Raw genomic sequence first — 20,691 nt, 5'->3', positions numbered from 1 at the left:
ATAATTCCTAGTTATCGTTTTTAGCTTGAAAACGTCCAAATTTCGGCGCGCTTGTCAGCGGTGGGAAGGCTGGTCGCTTGGCGCCGAAAGCTCGCTTTCCGTGCCAAGACTATCCGCCCAAGGCATCGATGCCCTCGGTCAGTTCGGTTAGCAGATCTCGTTCTCCATTGCTTGCTCCATGCTACACCTTCCTTTTTCAGAAGCTTCGCAAAAGCCTTCGCTCGTCAACGGAGCGATCGGCCGGTCGTCCTTGCCGTACAGGACAAGTAACCAGAATTGGGCGCCTTTATTTCCGATTGCTCGATACGGCAGGCATGAGTAACCGACGTGCGTCCTTGAGCAGCAGAAGCAGTTGTTGCTCTTGTACCGGCGAAGCTTCAAACCCAAAGCGCAGATAGAAGCGTGCCGCATCCTCATCCAGTGGGTGTGTCAGCAATGCGCGCACGCCAGCCTGTTCACCGATGGCTACAGTGCGCCGAATTGCATCTTGCAGCATGCCCACTCCGATGCCGCGTCTGTGGTCTTCGATTGCTACCGCCAGCCGGGCCAGGATGACAACAGGGATCGGATAGGCTCCCATCCCCTTGCGGACTCGATCAGTTGCTTGCAGCGTATCGACCTGCCCCACGGTCAGACTGTAGTACCCCACAAGGCGCTGATTTTCGGCAACGACGTAGGTCTTGGCCGAACCGCTGGCCTGCGCTTGACGCGCGTGGCGCAGGAGCCAGTCGTTCAGGCTGGCTTTGCCGCAATCGAATCCTTCCAGTACATGGCTGGCATCCAGCGCTTGCGGGGGAGACAGCGACATCAGCTTTCCCAAGGTGTCGCTCGGGAGAACAACTCTCTCAAACCCGCATTGTCTTGAGCTGGCCGATCAAGCATCTCAAGCAGTGCCTGTGATTGGCTTTCGGTCACAAGAAACAGGCGCTGATCAAGCAAGGTGCGTTCGGCCACTTGGCAGGCGCTGTCGAGAATGAAGTCGGTCATCGATTTATGCGCGATCTCGGCTGCGCGGCGTAATACCGCCTCCTGCTGCGGCGTGGCTCGCAAACCCAGCCGGGCGGAACGGGTAGTTGTGCTCATAGAAAATCCCCTTGATATGTACGTCATGTTAGCACAAACGACGTACGTTTTGATGCTTCAATTGACGTATGGCTTAAACTGGAAAAGCCACACTCCGATTTCTTGCGTCCGAGCGGAAAATTTCGTCTCTTTTGGCGCTGCCTGACAAAGTTAGCTGGCCGTTGAGCGCATGATTTGTCCCTGATAAAATGACGATACGGCTGACAAACCGCGCACACGCCGGTTTTCAGCTCGCCGCTCGCGCCGCAGCGCCCGCCTGAGCCAATCCACCGGAACCCGGCCGGATTTCGCCTCACGTTTCTCCCTCCGATCCACCCGAACTGTCCGTTGCCCGATGCCGTCATCAGGCAGGCGTTGCTGCGCGCTTCATTTTTATGTTTTCACGGAGCCATGCCATGCCTGCCATCACGATCCCGACGACGGTCGAGAGTACCCCGACGACCTTCACGCCTGCCTTCCCGTTCGTCGCGCAGACGAACGATTTCGACGACGTCTTCGCGTGCGCCGCGATGCTCTCGGGCAAGAAGATCGAGGAAGTGAGGGAGATCGCCATCGCAAAGACGCGGCATCCCGCGCGGGGACCGTATTACCTCGGCGAGGAACGTATCGCCGCGCTGCTCGCCCAGTTCGGGCTCGTCGCCAGCGTCTACAAGGAGGTCACAAAGGTAGCCGACCTGCCCGACGTCGCCCTCCTGCTGGTCGACTATCACGCCGAGATGGAAATGGGGCGGCACATCCTGTTTCACCGGGCGAAGGCGACGCACACGCCGGGCACCACGATCGAATACGCGCTGGACCCGGCGCCGTGGCAGAAGCCAACCGACCGCGTGCGTACCAACTTCAAGAGCATTGCCGGCCACTGGGCAATCGGCATTCATGCGATGGGCGCCAAAGCCGGGGCCGGCAAGTAGCCGGCGCTCAGTACGGCCGGCCGGGTCAAACCGGCGTGGCGGCCGCTACGTGGCGCTGCCGGCCGGGTTATGCGCCGGTTCGGCAACCAGTTCAGCCATCGTCACCCCCAGCGCCTTGGCGATCCGCTCGATGTTGCCGATCGAGATATTGCGTTCGCCGCGCTCCACCGAGCTGATGTAGTTCGGATGCAGCCCGGCCGCCTCGGCGAGTTTCTCCTGGGTCAGTTCCTTCTCCTTCCGGAGGCGGCGCACGTTGGCCGCGAACAGGAGCTGGGCATCACACTTTTGCGTTGGGTTGGGCATACCGGAAGTGTTCCGGGGCCGCTTCCGCGAAACCACACACTTTGAGTTTGGTTTGAGTTATAGTCGCGCGAAACAAAACTTAAAGTGTTAATTCTGGTTTGGCCTCTTTCGGGTCGTCGCCTGCCGCACGGGGGCACGCGGCGGCGGTCCCGGTTGCCGGCGGTTCGGGTGAGTCCGGGCACCCGCCGGCATGCAGTTCTCCCGGCGCACTGCCAGTCAACCAGTCGCAGTCACTTTCAGGACGTCAACAACATGGACCACAAGAAGAAATCGCCGCGTATCCAGACGGGGCTCACGCTGACAGCGGGCGCAGTGGCGCTGTCGTTTCTCGCGGCATGCGGTGGTGGCGGTTCGGGTTCGTCATCCGCCAGTTCGTCGGCGCCGCCGTCGAGCACCGCCTCCACACCGTCGGCCATCGGCGGCACGGTCGCTGTCGGCGACGCGCTCGCGGGCGCGAACGTGACGCTGATCGATGCGAACGGCAAGGGCGCAACGGCAACCAGCGACACGAACGGCAACTACTCGATCCCGATCACTGGACTGACCGCGCCGTTCCTGCTTGTCGCGACCGATCCGAGCGGCGTCAATGCGCCGCTGTACTCGGTGATGCCGAACGTACCAACGGGCTCCGCCGCACCGCTCGTCGCCAACGTCACGCCGCTGACCACGGCGGTCGCGGCCGAACTGACCAGCGACGGCAATCCGCTCGACCTGACCAGTCCGGCGACGCTCGCGGCCCAGGTCACACCGGCGGCGGTCAATAACGCCGTGTCGACGCTGGACACGATCCTCGCGCCGGTCCTCTCGGCCAACGGCGTGACGGCATCCTCGTTCAATCCGGTCAGCACGGCATTCACGCCGAACCAGACCGGCCCCGATGCGGTGATCGATTCGGTAACCGTGACGACCGCGCCGTCGGGCGGCCTGCAACTGGCGACGACGTCGGCACCGGGGACGGCGATTGCCCTCGACACGTCGACCACCGCCAGCACGCAGCTTGCCGCGCCGCCCGAGCCGGCGAATTACCTGTCGACGCTGCTCGCCCAGCTTTCATCGTGCCTGTCCGGTACGGCGTCGGCGTGCGGGTCGGCCATCGACGCGCACTATCTGGAGAACGGCTACGGCAGCACGAATCAGGGCAGTGCGACCGCCGCCTTCGAGGCGGTTCACTACACGCTGGCTGCGAGCGGTTCGACGGTCACCGGCGCGAAGACGCTGATGTCGTGGCCCGCCGGCCAGAGCCCGTTCCCGGACATCACCGGTCCCAGCGCGCTGGTGCGGATTTTCTATACCGGTCCGGCCGGGCAGCACAACGGCGCCCTGACGGTGGTGCAGCAGACGCAGGCGGCGAGCGCCTCGGCGCCGGCCGTGTGGGACATCGTCGGCAACCAGCAGGCGTATGACGTCACGATCAACTCGTTCGTGACGCGGCGCCAGTTCCTCGATGCGGCAGATGCGAATGTGAGCCGCGACGAGTCGGGTCTCAGCGTCAGCATCACGGCCGGCGCCGGGTCGGTGAATCCGGCGAACGTGAACGCGGTCAACGTGAGCGGGCCGGGGCTGCCGGCGGGCGGCGTATGGCTCGAACCCCGCAGCGGCACGGGCAACGACCTGCTGGCGCTGTCGAGCAAGGCCGTGACGGCTGCGCCCACTTCGGCGGTGACGAGCAGTTCCAATACGTCGCTCTACCGCTGGTCGTGGCAGGCGCTGCCGTCGAACGCCGGTGCGTTCGCGTTCTCGGTCGGCACGGGCGATGCCGGTTACTACGCGCCGGCCGCGCTGACCACGCAGACGCTGCCGGCACCGTTCGCGACCTACACGGCCACCTTCTACGATGCAGCCGGTGCGGTCATCGGCAGTCCGGTGACGGTCATCAACCCGACGCCGCCGCTGCTGCCGGATGCGGCCGCCGGTGTGGCGTGGCCGACGCTCGGCAGCGATGTCGTCAGCAGCTTCCTGACACCGTCCGGTTCGCTGGCGGCGGCGCAGGCCACGGCGAGCATCGACTGGTCGGGGATCGTGAACGGGCAGAACCTCGCGCCAGTGGTGACGGGCGTGCAGATCCAGGATGGCTCGGACACGAGTTCGGCCACGCCGGCCGAAGTCGACGGATGGTGGACGGGGGAGCCGGCGGGGCAGAACGGCCAGTACACGGAAACGGTGACGGCCGGCGTCGCGCAGGACGGTACGCAGACGTGCGCGACGGCCTGCACGTTCCCGGCACTGACCGGCGGCGTGACGCGGCTCGTCCAGCTGACGTGGAACGACGAAGGCGCCAGCTACTACACCGTCACGAAAGACAACAACTGACCTGCACCGGAACCGGCGATGTGCCTGCGGCTGCGGCGCATTGCCGGCGAGGCAATCAGATATCTATCGGGGAACCAGCATGAGGATGGAACGGGGCGCTTACGACTTCCCGAGCGAAGACCCGCCGTATACCTTTGCGAAGCTGAAACGGCGGAGCATCGTTGTCCGGCTGTTCTTCGGCGCGGGACTGCGCAAGCTGGAGAACGACTACCTGAATCCGAAGCACGGCGATGTGCTCGCGTCGCAGCGGCGATACCGCCGGTATCTGGCGGGCGACCGGCGGGTGGTGGTCGAGGCGAGCATGGCAGAATGGGGGCCGCTGCTGACCGCTGTCACGCCCTTCCTTATCATGGGCGCGGCGTTGCTCTACTTCTCGGCGCGTCACGCGCTCGCGCCGTACATCGTGCCCGCTGAACAGACGATCGAGCGGCTGACGGGTTATCACTTTGCGGCTCCCGTCACGCCGACGGCAACGCCGGCTGCGAACCCGGTCCCGTCGACGCCGCCGGCGCCGCAGGCCGTCGCGCCCGCGGAGACAGCCGGTCCGGGCAACGGCGACAGTCAGGATCAGCAGGCCGGGCAGGATCTCTCCGTGAAGGTCCAGGCGCTGCTCGCGCAGGCCGAACAGCAGTTCGATGCCGGCCAGTATCAGGATGCGGCCGCAACGGCCGAAGCCATACAGGAAATCGATCCGGGCAACGTCGGCGCGCAGCGGCTGCGCGAGGCCGCGCTGCGCAACCTTGCGACGGAACAGGCGGCCGACGAGGCGCAGCGCGTTCAGCCCGCGCCGCCTCCGCCGGGGATGCAGGCAACGCCTTATCCGGTTCCGGCACCGGCTCCGTACCATCCGCCAGTCGAGGCGCATCACGAGTTTGCCTACGGCCGGCATGCGGGCGGCCGATAATCCGGCAGACAGCACCGGTTGCTGACCTATAACAACGGGAGCCGCATGAAACTGACACCCCTGATCCTTTCGCTGGCGGCCGCGCTGGCCGCCAGCACGGTACAGGCCGATCCGCTCGATCACGGCGACCTCGTGACGTTCCCGACTCGGGCCGGCGTGACGCAGAGCCTGTTTGTCGAATCGCCGTCGCCGACCCCGCCGTGGGTGATCGTGCTGTTTCCCGGCGTGCCGGGCGCGCTGCATCTGGACGCCAGCGGCGCGACGACGCTGAAGGGCAACTTCGTGGTCCGTTCGGCGCATCACTGGATCAACTGGGGCGATGCGGTGGCGCTCGTCGATACGCCCTCCAACAAGTCCGGCGGCGTCGACGACCTGTTCCGGCTGACGAAGGAGTCGTTCACGGATACGCAGGCCGTCGTGGCGACGCTGCGGCAGCGCTTTCCGGGCGCGAAGATCGCGCTGGTCGGCACGAGTTCCGGCACGGTGTCGGTCGGCAATGCCTTGCAGCGTGATCCGGCGATGGCCGATGCGTTCGTGCTCACGTCGCCTGTGACGGTGTCGCGCCGGGGCGGCGACACGCTGGCCGGCCTCGACGTGGATGGCACGAAATACCGCGTGCTGGTGGTCTCGAATCAGGGCGACGAATGCCCGGCGTCGCCGGCCTATGCAGCCAGGCGCCTTGCCGACCACAACCATTTCGGTTTCGTGCAGGTCGATTCGACCGGGGGGCGCGGCAACCCGTCGACGCAGTGCGGCGGGCATTCGCCGCACGGGTTCCTCGGCATCGAACCGGAGGTGCTCGGCGACATCCACGGCTGGCTCGACGGCCAGCCCCCGCAGGCGAAGTAATGCTCCCGCAGCAGCGGACACGTATCGAATTTCTGCTGCTGATGAGGGAAGTCCGGAACCGGCCGGGGCCGTACTGGCTGTCCATCGTGGCCGTGCTGCAGGAGGCTATCGAGTCGGGCCGGCTCGGTGCCGGTCAGGTCCTGCCGGCACAGCGGCTCGTCGCCGACTTCACCGGCCTGCACGTGAACACCGTCAATCGCGGGATGCGCGAAGCCGCGCGACGCGGGCTGGTCGTCACGCGCTGCTGGGGCGGCACGGTCATCCGGCACGCCGCCATCCAGGCGTAGTGCGTTTTTTGCTGTAACCGGCGTTCCCCGCGCCGTTTCCTTTCCGCTGCTGCATCTGCCGTACCAAAGCCAGGACATCGCGTCCTGGCTTTTTGCGTTAACGGGCCGGTGCCGTGGCGGGTATCTCAACTCTCACGGAGGATTTCATGTCCTGTACCTGTCCTGCCTCATCCCGTCCGCACCCGCCGCACGGCCTGTCGTCGCTTCAGCCCGCGCGGCCGCTGTTCCGGCTCGGGCAGATCGTCGCCACGCGCGGCGTGCTCGCGCATCTTGAACATCACGGTATCGCGGCCGATGCGTATCTCGGTCGCCATGTGCGCGGCGACTGGGGCAGCGTGCCGGCCGCCGATGCACGGGCGAACTGCCTCGCGGTCGAACACGGCGCACGCATCCTGTCGGGCTACGACGTTGCGGGCAAACGCGTCTGGATCATCACCGAGGCGGACCGCAGCGTGACGACGCTGCTGTTCCCGGAGGAATACTGATGGACGGCCGGCATCCTGCTGCACCGGAGATGGCCTCTCTCGATCTGATCCGCCGCCCGCTGCGCGACCTGATGGCCGGGCTCATGCAGCTGCCCGTCAGGCCGTCCGGCGAGCCGGACTACGACGAAGCCGATCCCGACGTGCTCGTCCGTCTCGCGGAATCGGCCGAACTGGCGCTGCGGATCGTGCATGACGGGTTCTCGGCCATCGGGCTGCTGTATGCCTGCGCGGCGCACCGGATCGCCGAAGGGCGCATCGACGCGGACCACGCGGCCGCGCTCGGGCGGTTTCAGGCCGAACTCGGGGAACTGCTCGTGCATCTTCAGCGATTGTCGGTGGCGTGTCGCCACCATACGGCAGACTACGTTGCCAACGGAGAACCCCATCATGAACGTCACTGATGACGAAGCGCTCGCCCGCGCCGTGCAATGGCTGCGCGAAGCCGACGGCCTGCTGGTGACGGCCGGTGCCGGTATGGGCGTCGATTCGGGCCTGCCGGATTTCCGCGGCGCGGCGGGCTTCTGGCGCGCGTATCCCGCACTGCATGCGGAGGGCGTGCGCTTCGAGGACATCGCCAATCTGGCCGCGTTTCACCATGACCCGGTGCGGGCGTGGGGCTTCTACGGCCACCGGCTCAACCTCTACCGGCAGACGGTCCCGCATCGCGGTTTCGACATCCTGCGCCACTGGGGCGAGCGGATGGAACACGGCGCGTTCGTCTTCACGAGCAACGTCGACGGGCAGTTCCAGAAGGCAGGGTTTGCCGAAGACCGGATCGCCGAATGTCACGGCTCGATTCACTGGCTCCAGTGCGCAGACCCGTGCAGTGCGGAGCTGTGGCCGGCGGACGGGCTGACGCTGGCGGTGGATGAGGCGCGCTGCCGCCTGCTGTCGCCGCTGCCGCGCTGTCCGCGATGCGGTGCCGTTGCCCGGCCGGCCATCCTGATGTTCGGCGACTACGACTGGATCGAGACGCGCACCGACCGCCAGATGGCGCAGTTGCGGGGCTGGCTCACCGCACTGTGCACGCCTGTCGTTGTCGAGCTGGGTGCCGGCCGCGCTATCCCGACCGTGCGGTACTTCAGCGAGCGCCACGGCCCGCGCGTGATCCGCATCAACCCGCGCGACCACGTGATCAGTCCGCGTCACGGCATCGGCATCGCAGGCACGGCGCGGGACGTGCTTGAGCGGATCGATGCGCGACTGGCATGGGGGACGTCATGACACAGCATGAAAACCCCGGTGAGCTGTCGTGCGAACCCTCCGCGCAGCTGGATGCGGCCCGGCTGCACGAAGTGGTCGATATGGTGTGGCGGGCAGCGGAGACGCGTGAGGTATCACGCCTGTTTGCGCGGCGGGCCGTCGATGCCATCGAGCTGGTGCTAGGGGATGCCGACAGGCGTCCCCGGCCGGCCCGCTCCGGGCGGAGCATCGGCGAACTGCGCGCGGACGAGATTGAACGGTTGCGGCTGCTCAACCGGAAGCTGGCCGAAGCCGAGGCGTGGATTCGGCAGCGTCGCGACCGGTGTCTGGCCGATTACTACCGGGCCGGCGGCGTCGGTGGCCGTCGCGGGAAGCACTGCTTCAGCGACACCCTCTGGGAGGACGTCGAACTGGAGGTGGACGTGACGTGCGTGCTGCGCGACGACCATCCCGACTTCGACGAAGAGGACGACAACATCGTCTGCGAGCTGGACTGGAGTTCGTTCGACGGCATTGTCGACGATCCGGTGAACCACGACTGGAACGTCTTCCAGTTCGAGCCGGGGCACCCGCTGGGCGGCGAACGTCACTGCTGGCTGTTCCATGATCTGGTCGAGCACGTGCTCCGGTTCGACTGGGACCCGATGCTGGGCATCGGCGGCATCTGGCTCGACGTCCGCCTGATCCAGCAGTGGGGGATGAGCTGGTGAACGTTTCTTCCGCACCGTTGAGGGTCTTTCTGGACGATGAGCGGCCCGAGCCGGCAGGCTGGATTCGGGCACGGTGGCCTGACGAAGTCATTGCGCTGCTCGAAACCGGGAGGGTGACCGAAATCAGTCTCGATCACGATCTCAGCGACGACAGTCGGGGCACGGGCTACGACGTGATTGTCTGGATCGAGGAAGCTGTCGCGCTGCGCGGGTTCGTCCCGCCGCGCATCGTCGTGCATTCGGCGAATCCGGCTGCGGCTGCACGGATGCGCGCCGGTATGGCGGCGATCAGTCGGCTTATTCGCCAGCGGTCGCCGGAAACTGGCACAAAAGGAACGCTATGAGCATCATTTCATATCTGCGCGTGTCAACCGCGGGGCAGACCGTTGAAAACCAGAGGCAGGCCATTGCGGGCGCCGGCTACGAGGCGGAGAAAGAGTTTGCCGACGAAGCGGTGAGCGGAACGACGGCGGCCGACGCTCGTAGCGGCTGGGCCGAGTGCTCGAAATATCTGCGGGACGGCGATACGCTTGTGGTCTATGCGCTCCACCGGCTTGGCCGCAGCACCGTTGACGTGCTTTCGACCATCAATGCGCTTCACGAGCGCGGCGTGCGCCTTGTGATCCTGCAGCAGCAGTTCGATACCGGCACGCCGGCACGCCGGCGGGCCGGTTGGCGCTGACCATGTTCGCGGCGTTTGCCGAGTTTGAGAACGGCATTCGCAAGGCAAGGCAGCGCGAGGGGATCGCGCGTGCGCGCATGGAAGGTGGAAAGTATCACGGGCGCAAGCCCAAGCTCACGGCGGAGCAGCAGGTCGAGTTAAAGCAGCGGTTCCACTCGGGCGAGAACCGCAGCCAGCTTGCGCGTGACTTCGGGATTGATCGCGTGACAGTTCATAGATATTGCTCTCGCATCGGCGGCTGACGGCCCATTTGGCTGTGATCGATCCATAGGCCTTTCAGCACGGAAGAACGTTGCCGTTGTTGGGTCGTTCCCTCTTTGGCCCCAGCAATTATTCGTCTTTTTCATTATTTTGGGATTTCTCTGACATCATTCGAGGAATCGCCATTTCCAGAATCATAGGCAATTCTTCTGCCATTGCCATAAAGTGCTTTGATCCGCCTGAGAGTTCAAAAAACATCTTAGAGTGCATCATATGTTTCATCATTCGACGAAGTCGAAGCAATGTTCTTTCTGCAATATCGGGGCTGCCGTCCCTGATTTCGCGGTACGCCTCAGTTAACACCTCTGCCATCCATGGAAAATCTTCTCTATAAATTCCGGCAAGCATCAATAGCTGTAAAGGGCCGCCCCCTTCCTCCATCGCGATCATCCCCATTTCCTCAAGCATTCTGGGGTATATTCTGGTTAATCTCCGGCGTCTATAGGCTTGTTCTCGGTCCATCGACTCCGGTTCCAATTCCCTCATTCTTGAGTTTATTCCCCGGACCCCGGTTACGAGTTCTTCAAGAATCTCGTGGTGCGGACGCATGTGTTTATCAGAAGGTACAGAGTCAGGTATGCTCTCGATAGCCGTCTGAAGGTGCGGCCAGAGAGCGGGGACAAGTTGATTCACAATCTGTTCAGATGTCTTGGTCTGCGAAATCTTATTAATCGATCTCACAACTTCCACTACGCCTGCCTGTTCCATCTTCTGCGCTTGGAACTGGGAAAGTGGTCCGCTTAGATCGCTAAGTTCTAAACCGAAAAGAAGCGGAATAACTTTTGCGTCCAGCATGGATTTTGAAAGTGCGCCAGACTCAAACAATATCCATTCGGAATGAAGATTTTCAGGGGTAATGCAAATAATCCCGAAGTTCGAGGCTTCTAGCTCGCCTGCAATTGCTTGAGCCCATCTCTCGCCAGCAGAGATATCCTTGTCGGAGACCCAAGGCTCGACATACTGAAGTACCATAGGGAGCCAGTCGCGCAATGCAGTTGCGAGTGCCTTGCTTCTCTTTCCGCTCCAACTGATAAAGACCTTCATAATTCTTCTGCCTCCGATTTATTGGTTCTGTCCAATCTCGCCCCTATCAGAGCCGTAGGTCAGAAACAAGGTTTGCCTGTAGAGATCTCACGCCGAAGTTCAGCGGATGTCGTAGGCGGTTCGCTGCAATGCGATCCGAATTTATTACTCCAGTGTCCGGCCCGCTTATGGTCGATTCCGGAAACACGTCTGGGTCTGGCGATCCGTTGGCGCTTTGTTAGACTAAAGTTCAATGAAGAAGCCAGTCGGCATTCTTGTTACTATCGAGGCTCGCTGTCGCATACATATCGCCGCTCTATTTGCCAAGGTAAGTTGGACTTCCTCCAAGTCGTTCAAGCTCCGCGACGCCAGGACTGCCGAGCCAGGACAGGAAGTCGGCTGCGGACAGCGTGCCGCTGTGCACTCGTAACAGTCCCTCGATGAACACACTGTGCTCAACCAGTGTGATGTCCTTCGATGCTGCCGCCTTTTTCTTGGAGGTCTCGTCGAAGGCCGGCTTGCCCAATGTGACCCGCCGCATCGCCGGGTCAAAATCTGCTGCCTTCTGAATGACCGCCCAAGCTTCTTCCTTCTTGATTAGGGCCGGCGATTTTGTGCATGTCTTGCATTCAAGGAGAATTTGCTGACTACCTAACTCGATTAGCAGATCTGGAACGTTGGGTCGTGTGCCGTCATCCAGTACAGTCACAGCCCAAGCGGTTTCAATCCGCATCAGCACTGCGATCGCTTCTTCATAGTCGGTGCCCAACGTGTCGTTGCACGCCTTGACATGACGCTCGATGCCTAGCTCTTGCCCGGTCTTCTGATGAGCAACGGCAAGTCGATTTGGCCCTAGTCCGACGGTACTTGAGACCGCATCGATCAGTGCTTGTGCTCGCGGCTCACTTCGCAGTAATTGCACGAGTTTATCTCTCGCGGTTTCCAGCACGTCGTGGAGCGTCGCGATACCCTGCGCGATAAGCCCCATGGCGCGTTGCCGACCGAAGCGCCTGGCACGCCGTGCCGTTCGGCGACTCGCAGTACGTCCAGCGCTTCAATTGGCACGCCCCAGCGGACGCGGCGTGCCAGCATAGCTATCTGATTGCTGACCGTTTGCGGGCAACCGAGTTCGGACGTCACAGAGAGTTTGTGCAGGCCATCGAGCACCCATGCCACGTCCAGCGCCAGACGATGGATCATGCCGCTCGGGACGTGGGTAATATGCGCGATCTTGCGATCTGCCAGACCTTCGGCATAGAGCGTGATCGCATGAGCGCAGTGCGCTAGCCTGAGATCGTTGCGGTCAAGCTCTACGGGCAACAGCTTTGTTCCCCAGAACGTCACCGACTCGTATGTGGTTGGCGTCGGAAAAGGAAAAAAACGGGATGGTCGTTCAGCCCGGAATTCGTCGCTGGCACATGCCGCATAGATCAAACCCGGAATCCACTCGTCGAAGCTTGCCACCAGTTTGGGGCCGATGACACGCAGCATCGCAACAAGTTGGACTGCGGTGGTAGGAAGCAGGCCGGATATCGCGGCTGCGTTTCCCAAAGACGTGATGAATAGCGTGCCAGCTTGCTCGCGGATCAATGCGTTGGCATTAAGCCAATCAACGGCAGCGTGGCTCTCGACTGTCAGTGTTGTTAGTTTGGCTGGATTCCGGTTCAGCGTCTGATACCAGTACAGGGTATTCTCGAAGAACAACATCACCTCGGAGAAACTACTGGCCAGTCCTGAGGCGACTAGCGTCACGATCGACTTGCGCAGGCTAAGATTCACCAATTGCGAATTCAGTCGGTCATTGTCGGGCAGCACCAGCATGTTGGCATGCGCTAGTTCAACGCTGTTCCGCGGCAACAACACGGCGAACCCGTCAGAATGCATACCCAGCCTGCCAGCCCGCCCGGACATGTTGCGGTAGTCAGACCTGACAATGTGGCTTCCGGTTCGGTCGCCAAAGCGATAGGTCAGCTTGGAAAAAACAATCGTCCGAAACGGAAAATTCACTCCTGCTGCAAGGGTCGAGGTGGCAAAGCAGACCTCGAACTTACCGTCGATAAAGCCTCCCTCAATAACCTGACGTTCCTGCGGCGATAGATCTGCCGTGTGGAAGGCAACACGGCGCTCTGCATTTTCGCGAAGTTGGTCCGACGATTCTGTCGGTTCGGAGAATAAGTCGAGTTGTTGCGCCAAAGCGATGCCGATGCCGACCCGGGGACGACGCTGCCCGAACTCAGCTGCGAAATTCTGCGCTTCGCGGCGGCTTTCCGTGAACACCAATACGGGACCACGACCAAGTCGTAGCAGATGATCGACGACTGCACCGATGTCATTTGTTGTAGCGATTTCGCTGGTAAATTCTTGTCCGTTGTCGTCCCCGAACTTTGTTCGATGGAGGCGATCTCCATACCAAATTTCCTGATAGAGAGGCACGTCCCGGTGCGTGCTGCGAACGAGTTCGCATTCCATCCATCCTGCAATGTCTTCGGGATTGTCGACAGTTGCTGTCAGCGCCACGAATTGCTTGATGCCGCGCTGGCGCAGTGCGGAACAGAGCGCTTCTATATCTGGCCCGCGCCCTGGCTCCGCCAGAATCTGTAATTCGTCCGCAACGACTAGAGCGTTGTTCGGTCTAAGCTGTCCGCCTAGGAACAGGCCCAGAGCCTTCTCGTAGGTTGCAACCATTAACTGCGCGTCGATTTCGCCCTCGGTGCGGTCGCCCGTATTTAGTCCAACCGAGCCTATGGGATCAGCGGCACCTTCGCCGAAGCGGGCGACGAAATCGAGATACTTCTGGTCCGCGAGTGCTTTGTGCGAAACGAGATAGATTGCGCGGACCCCGGATCGTAGGGCGCACAAGACAGCAATCTCACCCACCAAGGTTTTACCGGACGATGTTGGCGCACTGACAACAAGACTACAGCCGGCAGCGGCCCCAGCCGCGAGCGCTCGCTGCTGGACATCTGTCAGTGATTCGATCCCCCAGCTCTGCAGCCGTTGAAGCAGCCACGCGTCTATACCGGGACCTTCTAAGTCGGACGCTTTCATCTTCTTGTGCTCCCCCGAATCTGCATGTGGCGCCAAAGTGTCGAATGGCGTTCTTGAGTATCGAACCGAGTCTCTTACCGAGAATATGCTAACGACAAATGATTCCGCTGTAACCAATATTACAGGCGATTTCTTGGTTATCGTGATTCCAAAAACGCTTTTATGGCGCGCAAATCGGCACCCGCGCGTCGGTGCAGGAGCGATCGAAGCTGCTCCGCGCTAACGCCAAAACGTCGGGCAACGGTTAGGGCGGCCCGCATTTTATGGCCGGTAAGCGGTCGAATCCTGGTCGATGCTCACGACGAATTTGGTCGGTGCATTGTTACGATAGGATCGGCCGCCGGTTCGCTACAGTGTAGTAGCGTTATGCAACAATCAACGATACCCCGTAGGGCTCCACTCCATGCGTTGCATGATGGTTTAGCCAATTGCAACGGCAGCGCCTGGCCGATGCGACCGGCGGTAGGCAACCCAAAGCTGACTTCTGACGCTGAGAGCACCTGATGGCGGCTTGACCTTCTATATCGGTCGTCCATACGGACCCGAAAATCGAGCACCGAATCAAATCAAAAAATCGAGCGCCATCCGTACGCGCCCGTGATATACATAGTGAGTCAATAGCCCAAGCCGCACATATGAACCAGCAGAAACCCAAACTGCACGTAGTCTTTGATTCCAATGCAATTTATACAAAGACCGACGGTGAAGAGGTTGTTCCGCCGGCCATTGCTTCGCTCATTAAAGATCCTGCGCATGCCAGTCTGGATGTCGCGTGGTTGGTACCCGACATGGTTCGGCTTGAGCGAGAGCAGCACATCCGAAAGAATGCGCAACATGCTATCTCGTTGGCCGAAAAACTGCCGAAGGTATTTGGAGGCAACTGGTTGTTAGATCCGCGCAAGGTGGACATAGAAGTCGGGCGTGTCGTCTCCGAGGCCTTCAACGAGTTGGGAATTACCGTGTTGGCGTGTGACCTTTCACGCATAGAATGGTCCGTGCTGGTAGACGCTGCCGGTCGGAGGAGGCCTCCATTTGATCCTGATCTCTCAAAAGAAAAGGGGTTCAAGGATGCTATCGTGGCCGAAACCTTCATGCAGCATTGGGTCACCCTAGATTCTGATTACGAGACATCAATCCTCGTTTCGGGTGACAAGATCCTTCAAGAACACGTCTTACGTCGCACTGAGGGCAAGAATTGCCGAGTTGTTGAGGATCGAGATGCGCTTCTCAACGAGTTAAATTTCCTAGCGTCTGACGTCGAAGCTTCGACTGCTGAACAAGTAAAGGACGCGGCCGCCGAATTCATCCGCGGGAAGACTGAATTTTGGAGTGCGGTGGTAGAAGTTGCCGTAGAAGAGTCGCGATTGTCCCGCTCTGACGAGGGGCTCACCACGTCGAACACGCGGATCGGTAGTTATCAGACGTTTCCGCCAGTCTTTCTCTCAAAAACTCTGCGTCGCCTCAAGTTTTCGACTCAGATTATCATACATCGTGTAGCGGACATCTGGGTGGAGCACAAATACGTTCAGGCTCAAAGCACTGATAAAGCGTCTCAGTTCCTGAAAGCTTATCTCGCTGCCTCACTCTCGGAATACCTGAGTGCCCCGACGCCCCGCCCGACCGGGTCGGAGGCGGTCAATGTCCGTCCGATGAGCGCCACGCTGCCGCCCGACGACATAAGTCGGATTGCCGAGGCTTTGAACAAGTATCCGCGAATGGGATCGTCCGAAGCGGAATCCGGGGAGCCGAGTGCTACGCTGTTTCCCCACGTCCTCTCACCAATCAAGGCAACCGTTCATTGGAGCGTCGAGTACGAGATGGAGAATGGGATACCTCGCTTCCTGCCCGATACACTGAAGCGCGATAACTTGCTGTTGGAGGTTTAGCACATTACTGGGTCGTAACGACGAGGCCATCGATGCCGCGGGGTATTCGTTACAAACCGGGGGACATGCAGCAGGCAGCGCCCGGCATCGATACAAGAACGTCTCTTATTTGAAGTGGGCCGGATCTTCGAACGTTCACCAGAGATCGTTAGCTAGAGTCCGCCCTTGGCCGATTGTGTTGAAAAACTCCGTGACGATGTGTTCAATGAGGTTTTCAGGGGGGGCTACCGCGAACCGATGCTAACGAGCAGTTTGCGGAGCGATCTGAGAGGCCGATTTTTCGCGAACCGATACTGCTGCGCAGAGAGGTGAGTTTTTCAACAGAATCAGCCGACCGTCGCCCGATGCCAAGCAAAAGCAGCTATTGCCCATGGCTTTACCTATTCTTCAATGCTCGCGCTTCGAACATGAATACGTGCTAAACCATCAGCCACCTTCGAAATGGCTGCGTTTATCAGTAAGTGAACCGATGTTGAAGCTGGCAACCCTAACCCCACAAACTCACCAAGCACCTCATCAATCACTCGCCGCAATTCTTCCGTTTTAAAATCACGTTGCTTAGATGCTGCTTTGGCAGTCGAGCTAATGGATTTTTTAAATAAATCCCTTATCTTTCCACCAACATTCCTCAATATCCCCTCTATTTCTGCCTCAAGGCTGCCTATCTGGAGGCCAGTTATCTTCACTCCGCCATCGTTCGCCGCCAATCTCACAAAAACACTCAGAATATGGTCGGTTTCAAAATTTCGCTCTCCGATATCACCAGAAAATCCCCAGAAATCGCTGTGCCGATCTCGATAAAATAATGAGAGATGACGAGGATACGGGTAAAAATAGGTGAGATCATCAAAAATATCATGCTTACCATATCCCTGCTCCACTTCATTGAATATATAACCGAGAGCAGCTATTCCGTGAAGAATATCTGCGACCGCTATAGCATCCAACTTATCCCCATCCGTTTCAAAGCGTATTTTCATTTATTCACCGCAACGTTAATTGATCTGTTTCAAAGAAATGCACAGAGTCGAATGATAGTCTTTTTGATGCAAAAATCCCATTATCACAAAAACAATAAATGCGACGCACATCCATAGGTAAGGGCGGATGTCACTTCCACTCTCACCAGCCAACAAGGCAAAGATCGCTACATCGACAGAGAACCCGTAACATGCTCTCGCCCGAGTTCTCGTAGCATCAACGTCCTTGTATAATTTTTCGGACTTTTGATTAAGTAAGGCCACTCCATAATTTATAGGATCATCACCATCGACAGGTTGGGCGTTAATATTTTTCGCGGCTATCTCACTTACCCTTTTTATCTCTTTGATTCTCGATCCGTCCAAAATTCGCCCTACAGCCATAAACAAACCAATCAGCAGCGACATTCCTATGCCGCATGTGGAGGCAGCGCAGCCGAGTAGAATTGCGTTGATCCACTCCGAATCCGTGCCGGGAAATTTATCTCCGATACTTGATCGAAAAAAAATCCATATAAAATATATCGGAGGTGCGCCTTAAATAATATCTAACAGACCGATACTTTGCAGAAGGCCATCTAAAGCACCGCCCACTTTATCTAACGGAGATTCCGTGCCTTCCGAACTCATTTTTTCCTTGTTAAACGGAACGTTGTTCCCGTTAGTGTACAACTTCGGCGGAACTAAGGCCTACGGTGCTACGCCACTATTGCAATAGCGTAAACGCTAACGCCACGGATGTACCGAGGGCAAGTCGCGTGCCGAAATCCGTTGCGTAATTGTATAAAGCTGTCGCGAAATGACGGCTTAGCGAAATGCATCAGCACTTTCCACTGGCTGGCCATGTCCCACTTCATTGATTAAGCCTGTGCCAAAAAATCAGCCAAGAGTTTTTTTAACTGCGGTGCATCGCCATCAGGTGCCAACTCGAACGTGCCGACCTTGAACTCGGCATGGAATGCACCTTCTGCCAGCCATGGCGCCCCGCCTTGGCGGGGAAGCAGCAGATACGACCCCCAAGGTCGTTCGTTATACCATCTGAGACTATCCCGGTAGATATGCGCTGACTGCATTGCGTCAAGGATATTCGGTCGACTGGCTCGGTATTTGGCGTCTAGCACGAGGAAGCGCTGGCCACGCGACGACTCGGAAGTCAGTACGATATCGGGCTCTCGTAGGCGCGATAAGCTTTTGAAACCTGACCTGCTCGGTTGATCCCAAGCAGGAAAGGTCGGTTGAAGATGGATCGCAATGGCCGAGTCGGCTACTTTTCCGCCCACCCGCAGGCCGACCGTATCCGAGTCGTTAGCGTAGACTCTCCAGCCCGCACTGGGCGATAGCACTTCAAGCAATTTCCACACTCTGAGGAAGCACCACCGTTCGAATACCTCCCAAGTTGGGCTGATCGGTAATGGATCTGAGTGGGCGTCGCCTAGGATTCCTGTTTGCAGAGCTTTCCATGCCAGTTGGAAGGCTCGGGCATAGTTGGGCTGAGCCGATATGGCATTTAGACCAGCTGCGGTAATTTCGGGGCGCGTCACGGCGCGCAAGGCAGGCGAGTTTTGGAGTTGTCGTAAAGCGCCAACGAATTCTCGCAAGACGTATAGCCGACGTGGAATCTTGACCGTGAGCGAATCGTCAGCACCGTTAATGGCACAGGCAAAGCGTCGGGATAGCGAGGTGGCCTGATTTGTGAGTCGGCCGACCATGACTGCAATAGTGCGATTTGCGGCGTTGTCAAACGTGCGTTCCGAATGCGGTACATTGATACGCGATGGCGCGTCGGTGGATGTAACCTCCAAACCAAGTATCTGGCCGACGAATCGGCTACGTGCTAGTTCCCGCACAGTAGTGGTATCGAGCCGCCGCGCTTGATGAGGCATGACGGTGAGACGAACCCGGCGCAGGTGTGACAATGGGTGGGAGCAGATCGTTTGCAGGGCAGCAAGCGCAATCGGGGCGTAACGGCGCAGACGCGCATAGATAACCTCCGGCGAAGTCGTGTCATCCTCTTTTCCGAATGTTGACCAGCTTGAGCCTCCTCCGAGTAGCAATTCGGGCCTGAACGCCAGGATCTCGTCGATCATGCGTAGGAACTCTGGATGGCCGACCTTGTCCGGGGATGGTCCGACGTCTAGACTGCAGGTTCCTTGGACTTGCCCAAGATCGTCCAGCACTTCCGCTACGACGCGTCCTGCGTGGAAGCCGGGAGACCAGAGAAACATATTGCGGGCGGGTTGTCGCTCCAATGGCGTGTCATCGATAAGCACCTGGGCACCGGAGCCTGCGATGCGGACCACATACGTCTGTGCTTCCACGAAGCCCGTAGAGATACCGTCAGCCGGTATGTCCCATGACTGCCCGCTCTCGTGATTGATCTGGAGCATGGTCGAGTTCATCTCCAGAACCGAACGCTGCCAAGCCTTGCTAGATCGTCTGAAAGCTGGGTCACTTTATGCTGGGACACGACGCATTTCGCTTCGCCAAGCAGTCTGGCGGTGTCCGTTAGCACTAGACGCAGCCTGTCACCGTCTTCGCCGCGGATCTTGGGTAGCACCTTGGCGTATATGGCCTGATCGACGGCCTCGAGAAATTCGATGGCGCCGCCGGCGAGCGCCGCCCGGACGTACCCGATTATGTCACCGACCGTGCGCCAGCCGAAATGCAGCCGAGCCGACGACAATGTGTTACCCAGTTGCTTGATTAGCAGTCTGAGCTGCGCAACATGCGCAGCATCGAGTCCGCTCGTTTCCCAAGCCGGATACGATTCGGTGTCAATGTCCCAGAACTCGATGACGGCAGCGCGGTCGAGTACCTTGTCGCTCAATCCATGCGTGGTCTCGTCCATGTTGACCGTGCCGATGATCAGGAGGTTCGACGGGTACGAAATAGTGGGTGGAATTTCGTCGACGTCGTCGTCCTGGGCATGGAGTTCGATCTGACCGCCTGTTTCCATCGCCGACAGCAAGGGCGCGAAGTATTGTTCCGGGTGAGAGAGATTCATCTCGTCGAGTATTACGGTATACGGACGATCTGGATCGCGGGCCGCATCGAGCAAGAAATTCAGGAAGCCCGTACGTACGTATCGATCGGTGTTCAGCGGGTTGACATATCCCAATAGCGCAGTGGGATCGTGCCAGCCCGGTTGTACCGGCAAAACATAGACGCCCCCGGATTCAGACAGCGATGCTTTGCTCCAGAGCGCGGTGGCATAGCTGCGGGCCAACTGGGTTTTACCCGCACCGCTAAGACCCGTTAGTATCGCGAAATGACGACGATCGTGGCTCCATAGTGCTGCGTCGAGCTGTGCCACTATTTTGCGGCTGAATACAAGGTCCTTCGGAAAACTCGTCAGAATCTGGTCCACGCCGGGTCGTTCGAAGACGACCGGTACGGCTTCATTCGATTGCGATGTCGCGGTGGACGGCGAGACAGGTGTGCCGTCGAGCCTGCCCGGTTCCCAATAGATCCGACTTGCCCATTCCTGACCGCGAGGTGTCAGCGACATCGATTTGCCTGCGGTGAAGTCCGCTAGGCCAATCGCACGCAGCCATGAGATCAATGCGGTCGGAGCGAAGTTGGTGGTCCAGCCGGGGTTGACCTGCCGCAGATCGGCAATCAATGAGCGGCCCCCGGTAAACAGTGCCATGATGTAAGCGAGTTTTCGGCGGACTTTTCGAAGGAAAGGAGCCGTGCGATGAAACGCAAACGCTTTAGTGTCGAGCAGATTGTGGCTGTGTTGAAGCAAGCCGAAGCGGGCATGGCA

Annotated in this window: 23 protein-coding genes; 13 read left to right on the top strand and 10 right to left on the bottom strand. The window is 59.5% G+C overall.

The genetic code is table 11. The annotated features are described in order from the left end of the window. Window positions 1-286: 286 nt before the first annotated feature. Both CY652_RS23050 and CY652_RS23045 read right to left on the bottom strand, forming a co-directional pair. Window positions 287-820 carry a GNAT family N-acetyltransferase gene (locus tag CY652_RS23050; protein ID WP_258002428.1) on the bottom strand — a complete coding sequence of 178 codons (534 nt, stop codon included), beginning with the start codon at window positions 818-820 and terminating at the stop codon, window positions 287-289. Continuing rightward, a complete protein-coding gene (locus CY652_RS23045) occupies window positions 808-1,083 on the bottom strand; it encodes a type II toxin-antitoxin system TacA family antitoxin (protein ID WP_102133027.1) in 276 nt (91 codons plus the stop codon). Before CY652_RS23045 ends, CY652_RS23050 begins: the two co-directional genes overlap by 13 nt. A gap of 395 nt (window positions 1,084-1,478) precedes the next feature. On the opposite strand from CY652_RS23045, the gene CY652_RS23040 reads away from it, so the two are divergent. Beyond that, window positions 1,479-1,994 carry a hypothetical protein gene (locus CY652_RS23040; RefSeq protein WP_102133026.1) on the top strand — a complete coding sequence of 172 codons (516 nt, stop codon included), beginning with the start codon at window positions 1,479-1,481 and terminating at the stop codon, window positions 1,992-1,994. 45 nt (window positions 1,995-2,039) lie between these two features. Here CY652_RS23040 and CY652_RS23035 read toward each other — a convergent pair whose 3' ends face one another. Then, window positions 2,040-2,297: a helix-turn-helix domain-containing protein gene (locus tag CY652_RS23035; protein ID WP_102133025.1), complete on the bottom strand. Its 258-nt coding sequence runs from the start codon at window positions 2,295-2,297 to the stop codon at window positions 2,040-2,042. Between the two features lie 252 nt (window positions 2,298-2,549). Here CY652_RS23035 and CY652_RS23030 point away from each other — a divergent pair, with 252 nt between their 5' ends. The 11 genes from CY652_RS23030 to CY652_RS22980 all read left to right on the top strand — a co-directional run bounded on the left by CY652_RS23030 (window position 2,550) and on the right by CY652_RS22980 (window position 9,969). Then, window positions 2,550-4,607 carry a hypothetical protein gene (locus tag CY652_RS23030; protein ID WP_102133024.1) on the top strand — a complete coding sequence of 686 codons (2,058 nt, stop codon included), beginning with the start codon at window positions 2,550-2,552 and terminating at the stop codon, window positions 4,605-4,607. Between the two features lie 79 nt (window positions 4,608-4,686). Further along, complete coding sequence (locus CY652_RS23025) at window positions 4,687-5,511, top strand: hypothetical protein (RefSeq protein ID WP_146010206.1); 825 nt, start codon at window positions 4,687-4,689, stop codon at window positions 5,509-5,511. Between the two features lie 45 nt (window positions 5,512-5,556). Further along, the gene (locus CY652_RS23020) at window positions 5,557-6,360 is read left to right on the top strand and encodes an alpha/beta hydrolase (RefSeq protein WP_146010205.1); all 804 of its coding nucleotides are present in this window, start codon (window positions 5,557-5,559) and stop codon (window positions 6,358-6,360) included. Then, entirely contained in the window at window positions 6,360-6,647 is a 288-nt protein-coding gene (locus CY652_RS23015) for a GntR family transcriptional regulator (protein WP_258002427.1), read from the top strand. The genes CY652_RS23020 and CY652_RS23015 overlap by 1 nt, the downstream gene beginning before the upstream one ends. Before the next feature lie 146 nt (window positions 6,648-6,793). Then, entirely contained in the window at window positions 6,794-7,132 is a 339-nt protein-coding gene (locus CY652_RS23010) for a hypothetical protein (protein WP_258002426.1), read from the top strand. Further along, window positions 7,132-7,533 carry a hypothetical protein gene (locus CY652_RS23005; protein ID WP_180970738.1) on the top strand — a complete coding sequence of 134 codons (402 nt, stop codon included), beginning with the start codon at window positions 7,132-7,134 and terminating at the stop codon, window positions 7,531-7,533. The genes CY652_RS23010 and CY652_RS23005 overlap by 1 nt, the downstream gene beginning before the upstream one ends. Further along, complete coding sequence (locus CY652_RS23000) at window positions 7,520-8,356, top strand: SIR2 family NAD-dependent protein deacylase (protein WP_102133020.1); 837 nt, start codon at window positions 7,520-7,522, stop codon at window positions 8,354-8,356. Before CY652_RS23005 ends, CY652_RS23000 begins: the two co-directional genes overlap by 14 nt. Next, window positions 8,353-9,045, top strand: coding sequence for a hypothetical protein (locus CY652_RS24295; RefSeq protein WP_146010204.1), 693 nt, complete (start codon window positions 8,353-8,355; stop codon window positions 9,043-9,045). Before CY652_RS23000 ends, CY652_RS24295 begins: the two co-directional genes overlap by 4 nt. A 17-nt stretch (window positions 9,046-9,062) precedes the next feature. After that, window positions 9,063-9,389 carry a cyclic-phosphate processing receiver domain-containing protein gene (locus CY652_RS22990; protein ID WP_102133018.1) on the top strand — a complete coding sequence of 109 codons (327 nt, stop codon included), beginning with the start codon at window positions 9,063-9,065 and terminating at the stop codon, window positions 9,387-9,389. Next, window positions 9,386-9,727, top strand: coding sequence for a recombinase family protein (locus tag CY652_RS22985; protein ID WP_102133017.1), 342 nt, complete (start codon window positions 9,386-9,388; stop codon window positions 9,725-9,727). Before CY652_RS22990 ends, CY652_RS22985 begins: the two co-directional genes overlap by 4 nt. Next, window positions 9,718-9,969: a recombinase family protein gene (locus CY652_RS22980; RefSeq protein ID WP_102133016.1), complete on the top strand. Its 252-nt coding sequence runs from the start codon at window positions 9,718-9,720 to the stop codon at window positions 9,967-9,969. The genes CY652_RS22985 and CY652_RS22980 overlap by 10 nt, the downstream gene beginning before the upstream one ends. 88 nt (window positions 9,970-10,057) lie before the next feature. Here the strand turns inward: CY652_RS22980 and CY652_RS22975 are convergent, their stop codons facing one another. The 3 genes from CY652_RS22975 to CY652_RS22965 all read right to left on the bottom strand — a co-directional run bounded on the left by CY652_RS22975 (window position 10,058) and on the right by CY652_RS22965 (window position 14,059). After that, window positions 10,058-11,032 carry a toll/interleukin-1 receptor domain-containing protein gene (locus CY652_RS22975; protein WP_102133015.1) on the bottom strand — a complete coding sequence of 325 codons (975 nt, stop codon included), beginning with the start codon at window positions 11,030-11,032 and terminating at the stop codon, window positions 10,058-10,060. Window positions 11,033-11,327: 295 nt separating this feature from the next. Beyond that, window positions 11,328-11,780: a hypothetical protein gene (locus tag CY652_RS24290; RefSeq protein WP_146010203.1), complete on the bottom strand. Its 453-nt coding sequence runs from the start codon at window positions 11,778-11,780 to the stop codon at window positions 11,328-11,330. Between the two features lie 113 nt (window positions 11,781-11,893). Next, window positions 11,894-14,059, bottom strand: a complete 2,166-nt coding sequence (locus CY652_RS22965) for a DEAD/DEAH box helicase (RefSeq protein ID WP_102133013.1) — start codon at window positions 14,057-14,059, stop codon at window positions 11,894-11,896. Between the two features lie 635 nt (window positions 14,060-14,694). Between CY652_RS22965 and CY652_RS22955 the strand changes: the two genes are divergently transcribed. After that, window positions 14,695-15,945: a PIN domain-containing protein gene (locus CY652_RS22955; RefSeq protein ID WP_146010202.1), complete on the top strand. Its 1,251-nt coding sequence runs from the start codon at window positions 14,695-14,697 to the stop codon at window positions 15,943-15,945. A gap of 380 nt (window positions 15,946-16,325) precedes the next feature. On the opposite strand, the gene CY652_RS24285 is transcribed toward CY652_RS22955, so the two are convergent. The 4 genes from CY652_RS24285 to CY652_RS24275 form a co-directional block, all read right to left on the bottom strand. Continuing rightward, the gene (locus CY652_RS24285) at window positions 16,326-16,925 is read right to left on the bottom strand and encodes a hypothetical protein (RefSeq protein WP_146010201.1); all 600 of its coding nucleotides are present in this window, start codon (window positions 16,923-16,925) and stop codon (window positions 16,326-16,328) included. Window positions 16,926-16,940: 15 nt separating this feature from the next. Continuing rightward, entirely contained in the window at window positions 16,941-17,333 is a 393-nt protein-coding gene (locus CY652_RS24280) for a hypothetical protein (RefSeq protein ID WP_146010200.1), read from the bottom strand. A gap of 452 nt (window positions 17,334-17,785) precedes the next feature. Next, the gene (locus tag CY652_RS22950; RefSeq protein ID WP_180970737.1) at window positions 17,786-19,312 is read right to left on the bottom strand and encodes a DUF2357 domain-containing protein; all 1,527 of its coding nucleotides are present in this window, start codon (window positions 19,310-19,312) and stop codon (window positions 17,786-17,788) included. Between the two features lie 8 nt (window positions 19,313-19,320). Then, window positions 19,321-20,691, bottom strand: a 1,371-nt coding sequence (locus CY652_RS24275) for an McrB family protein (protein ID WP_374703692.1), incomplete at its 5' end; no start/stop codon positions are given.

This window comes from Burkholderia sp. WAC0059 (genome assembly GCF_002870125.1).
Classification (GTDB): Bacteria; Pseudomonadota; Gammaproteobacteria; order Burkholderiales; family Burkholderiaceae; genus Paraburkholderia.
The sequence above is the reverse complement of the archived record's forward strand: the minus strand, read 5'-3'. Positions and strand labels throughout refer to the sequence as shown.

Excerpts from the sequence above, each read along its gene's own strand:
- CY652_RS22965 (WP_102133013.1), bottom strand. The coding sequence starts at position 14,059 with ATGAAAGCGTCCGACTTAGAAGGTCCCGGTATAGACGCGTGGCTGCTT.
- CY652_RS22950 (WP_180970737.1), bottom strand. The coding sequence starts at position 19,312 with ATGCTCCAGATCAATCACGAGAGCGGGCAGTCATGGGACATACCGGCT.
- CY652_RS24285 (WP_146010201.1), bottom strand. The coding sequence starts at position 16,925 with ATGAAAATACGCTTTGAAACGGATGGGGATAAGTTGGATGCTATAGCG.
- CY652_RS22985 (WP_102133017.1), top strand. The coding sequence starts at position 9,386 with ATGAGCATCATTTCATATCTGCGCGTGTCAACCGCGGGGCAGACCGTT.
- CY652_RS23040 (WP_102133026.1), top strand. The coding sequence starts at position 1,479 with ATGCCTGCCATCACGATCCCGACGACGGTCGAGAGTACCCCGACGACC.
- CY652_RS22955 (WP_146010202.1), top strand. The coding sequence starts at position 14,695 with ATGAACCAGCAGAAACCCAAACTGCACGTAGTCTTTGATTCCAATGCA.
- CY652_RS23030 (WP_102133024.1), top strand. The coding sequence starts at position 2,550 with ATGGACCACAAGAAGAAATCGCCGCGTATCCAGACGGGGCTCACGCTG.
- CY652_RS22975 (WP_102133015.1), bottom strand. The coding sequence starts at position 11,032 with ATGAAGGTCTTTATCAGTTGGAGCGGAAAGAGAAGCAAGGCACTCGCA.
- CY652_RS23045 (WP_102133027.1), bottom strand. The coding sequence starts at position 1,083 with ATGAGCACAACTACCCGTTCCGCCCGGCTGGGTTTGCGAGCCACGCCG.
- CY652_RS24295 (WP_146010204.1), top strand. The coding sequence starts at position 8,353 with ATGACACAGCATGAAAACCCCGGTGAGCTGTCGTGCGAACCCTCCGCG.
- CY652_RS23010 (WP_258002426.1), top strand. The coding sequence starts at position 6,794 with ATGTCCTGTACCTGTCCTGCCTCATCCCGTCCGCACCCGCCGCACGGC.
- CY652_RS23020 (WP_146010205.1), top strand. The coding sequence starts at position 5,557 with ATGAAACTGACACCCCTGATCCTTTCGCTGGCGGCCGCGCTGGCCGCC.
- CY652_RS23025 (WP_146010206.1), top strand. The coding sequence starts at position 4,687 with ATGAGGATGGAACGGGGCGCTTACGACTTCCCGAGCGAAGACCCGCCG.
- CY652_RS24280 (WP_146010200.1), bottom strand. The coding sequence starts at position 17,333 with ATGTCGCTGCTGATTGGTTTGTTTATGGCTGTAGGGCGAATTTTGGAC.
- CY652_RS23000 (WP_102133020.1), top strand. The coding sequence starts at position 7,520 with ATGAACGTCACTGATGACGAAGCGCTCGCCCGCGCCGTGCAATGGCTG.
- CY652_RS23015 (WP_258002427.1), top strand. The coding sequence starts at position 6,360 with ATGCTCCCGCAGCAGCGGACACGTATCGAATTTCTGCTGCTGATGAGG.
- CY652_RS23035 (WP_102133025.1), bottom strand. The coding sequence starts at position 2,297 with ATGCCCAACCCAACGCAAAAGTGTGATGCCCAGCTCCTGTTCGCGGCC.
- CY652_RS23005 (WP_180970738.1), top strand. The coding sequence starts at position 7,132 with ATGGACGGCCGGCATCCTGCTGCACCGGAGATGGCCTCTCTCGATCTG.